The organism is Photorhabdus antumapuensis (assembly GCF_020387775.1).
Lineage (GTDB): Bacteria > Pseudomonadota > Gammaproteobacteria > Enterobacterales > Enterobacteriaceae > Photorhabdus > Photorhabdus antumapuensis.
Map to the genome: position 1 here is coordinate 1 of NZ_JAHZMK010000087.1, position 3,685 is coordinate 3,685.

Genomic DNA, 3,685 nt, shown 5'->3' on the forward strand with positions numbered 1-3,685 from the left:
AAAATCGTGCCAAGTATTTGGTTCTAAGACAGAGCATAAAATACACATCAAGCATACCAACAAAGTCACAGAATTTACTGCCGGGGGTGATATTAACCTGAGGGCAAAAGATGAAGTGACATTAGAAGCGAGTCGGATAGAAACCGATAAAAACGCGAAAATCACCAGCCAGACCGGGAAGGTGAACTTCAAGGCGATGCCCAATATTGATGTTGAGCAGACCCTCACCACATCAAAAGGCTTTTTTATTACGCAGCACGATAAAGGTCACCGTGAGGAGACCTGGGTCATTCCGTCAGTGCATGTCGGCGGTACGCTGACGGTGGAGGCGGCGAAAGGCATCAGTGCGGATGTGAAAGTGAAAGAGGGGCAGTTACTGGAAGACGTATTAGCGGGACTCGGTAACACTCCCGGCACAAAGTGGTTAAAAAACCTTCAAGACCGCAAAGATGTCCAGTGGCATCGGGTTAAGGACGCTTACCGCAGTTGGGACAAAAAAAGCGAAAGCTTAAACCCGGTTGCGGGGGCGGTGATGGCGATTGCTGTCGCTGCGGTCACGGCGGGTTCGGGCCTGGCTGCCTGGGCGGGAAGCGGCGCTGTGGGGGCGACAGGCGCGACAGGCGCCACGGCGAGCGCGGTTTATGGGGCGGCTTATGGCGGTATGATAGGGCTGACCTCGCAGGCGGCGGTGGCGTTAGTTGAAAATAAAGGGGATCTCACCAAAACACTGGCTGCCTTAGCGAAGCGCGAAGCCGTCAAATCCCTCGTGACCCAAATAGCGGTGGGTGGCGCATTAGGGGGCTTAGACCACACGATGGGTTGGGGAAAATTAGTGGAGGGAAAAGGCGTTGTCGATCCGCTAAAAGCGCCGCTTCCCTTATTGAGTAATCAGAATTGGAGTCAGGTGGCCCAGCGTGTTGCGGCGCAATCCATCGTAAGCTCAACCATCGGGACGGCGATTAACGGGGGCAGTTTTACGGATAATCTGCAAGCGGCGCTACTGAGCAATGTGGGTAATCAGATTAACGCGGAAGGCGCCAGGCTGATTGGTGATAAGGGACAGATTCTGGGTGTCCCGGGTAAAGCGATTAGCCATGCTGCGATATCTGCCCTGGCTGCTGAGATTGGCGGCGGTGATGCCAAAGGGGCAGCGGTGGGGGCATTAGCCGCAGAACTGGCGGCCATAACGCTGGATCAAACCTTTAGCGACCCGATGGCAATTCAGGCCGGAGGTAAAATCATCGGCGGCGTTGCGGGGGCGATTGCAACCCATAGCGCAGAGGGGACTAACAGCGGTGCCAATGCCGGGGAAATAGTGATTGTGTATAATTCTCTGGCCCATCTTCTGTCCGCCGCAGAGAAAGAAAAGTCAGGCGCAATCAAAGCCTACGAGGAGAAAAAGCAAGCCTTTTGTCAGCAGTCACCGGAGGCGTGTAAACAAGCCGGAGACGTTGTCAGTCTTGGTACTGACTTCATACCGGTCATGGGTGATATCAAAGGCTTTGTTGAAGCGCAGAGTGCGTTAGATTATCTGGCAGCCGCAGTAGCGATTATTCCGGGAGCGGGTGATGCCGCCGGGAAAACTATCAAGGCGGTAGAGAAAGCCTTACAGAAAGGTGACGTTGGAGAAGCTTCTAAACTGATCAATAAGGCCAGTGATGAAATAAAAGTTAAGTGGGTTGATGAAAACGCAAGCATGAGTCAACGGGCTAAAGGCTATAATGATTCTGCGTCAGGTGCTCGTTCAAATATTGAAACTAAAAAAGGACAGGCTCCCAGTATTGATAGAATAGACGCTGATGGAAAAAACAAGCCTGTTAGGTTTGATGGTGTAGATGATAATGTCATGATAGATAGAAAAATATCCGTTGTGACAACCCAAAAAGCTAAAGATCAGGCATTACGACAATCAGATGCGTTAAAGCGCAATGGTATGACAGGACGTTGGGAAGTACCAGATCAAACTCAGGCGAATAGAGCACAAAAGATGTTCGATGAACTTGGAATCAAAAACATAGAGGTGAAAGTTGTTAAAGAATAGCAATATTAGGCTTGTAAAGGTAATTATTGATCTTGCCATATTTTTGGAGTTTACAAGTGAAGAACTGCTTAATCCGGATTCAGCAGTAGAAACAATGGAACAGATGGCAGCGGAACTTCAGTTACTTAATGATGATGAGAAACAAGAGGTAGTTATGATTTTCTACGATTTATCAGAGAATTATACCGGTGACACGTATGAGTATGTTAAAGGATTACCAGAATCTCTTGGTTTAATTTAACGAAAACCTAGCTTATGCCGTAACCGCAGGTAGCAGGCGGTTATGCGCTGGTTTATGGCGGTCATATATTGATTGCGGGCTCGGCTGAAATGGCAACGGCAGGGCGTATTGCGCTTGAAGGCTGTAAAGCCAATCCGGCGCTGTGCCTGAATAACGTGGGGATTTTTGTTGCTGATGCGGTTGCGCCGGAAGCGGCGGTTGGGACTGGTGTTTTGGCGGCGGGAGCCGTAAAAGTATTAGGTAACACCAAAGAAGGTACGAAGAATTTAGCAGAAGAGTTGCGTCATGCCTCAAAACCGCTGTTAAGTAATGCTAAACCTGATACTCATGTCGTAGCTAGTTTGATTGAAAATGAGAAGTTGTATGTTGGAAAGGGGGCGAAGGGGGATAAAACGCCTAAATGGAAATCTGGTGAAGGAGAGTTTAGTCAAAAACCAAACGAAACGATTACCAACGTTGAACATTCAAATGGTAAATACAACGAAAATAATGTTCCTTATGACAAAACACCTCCTAAGCAAGAATATGTCGATATTTTATCTCCAGAAGTTAAACAACATATTTTATATGGAGAAAAACCCGGAAGTGGCGGGCATATTTATCCGGGACAACCAGGAAAAACAGCTTTCCCAAATAACTGGTCGCCAGCAAAAATCATCAATGATATTGGTGATATTGCAACATCTCCGAATACTAAATGGTATGCCCAAACAGGGAATGGAGGAATATACACTAGTTCTGGAAAACCGGCTCGTTGGGTGTCATACGAAGTAAAAGATGGTGTTCGTATTCGTACGGTATATGAACCAGCAACAGGAAAAGTGATAACAGCTTTTCCTGATAGAACACCAATGCCTAATTATAAGCCTATTAAGAAATAAGGAGAGTAAATTTAGAATGATTATTAACGATAAAATTAGAAAATTTGGTGAGTTACTAAAAGATCGACTAGATCCGTCATTAGTCAATTCAGCATTGGAATACATTGATTTTTCGGAAAATGTTTTGGCTTTTGAAACACTATGCGATCATATTGGAGACTTTGATATAAAAATCACTGATGATGAATATGATCAAATAATAGATATAGCAAAACAATTTGATTTACCTATAGATCATAGATATCTGTATATAAAGCCAAACAAGAATATATAGTAAAAAGGTCCAATTAGGATAGATATCAGCTTAAATGAACTGCACTCTAAAAGTTAGACACTAACTGATTAAGGTGCAGTTCATCCAATCGGGGTTATATTCTTCTATTTCTATGACAACTGGTCTGCCAGCATAAGAACCGAGCTGTTCCAGTCAGAACCTTTTAATGGTGAATTGAGGTCTGGGCACTATTAGCCATACCCCGGAAGGCGCTTATAGTGCCGCGAACAGCGCAGAGCTTGTCTATC

The 3,685-nt window shown here is 45.9% G+C and carries 4 protein-coding genes; all 4 read left to right on the forward strand.

The features are described from left to right. On the forward strand, positions 1 to 2,041 hold a 2,041-nt coding region (locus KZ793_RS22185; RefSeq protein ID WP_225817246.1), incomplete at its 5' end, for a DUF637 domain-containing protein. After that, entirely contained in the window at positions 2,028 to 2,282 is a 255-nt protein-coding gene (locus KZ793_RS22190; RefSeq protein WP_225817247.1) for a hypothetical protein, read from the forward strand. The genes KZ793_RS22185 and KZ793_RS22190, both read left to right, overlap by 14 nt. 89 nt (positions 2,283 to 2,371) lie before the next feature. Continuing rightward, positions 2,372 to 3,163 carry an EndoU domain-containing protein gene (locus tag KZ793_RS22765; protein ID WP_317987494.1) on the forward strand — a complete coding sequence of 264 codons (792 nt, stop codon included), beginning with the start codon at positions 2,372 to 2,374 and terminating at the stop codon, positions 3,161 to 3,163. Between the two features lie 16 nt (positions 3,164 to 3,179). Further along, a complete protein-coding gene (locus KZ793_RS22200; RefSeq protein ID WP_225817248.1) occupies positions 3,180 to 3,437 on the forward strand; it encodes a MafI family immunity protein in 258 nt (85 codons plus the stop codon). The last annotated feature ends 248 nt before the right edge of the window (positions 3,438 to 3,685 follow it).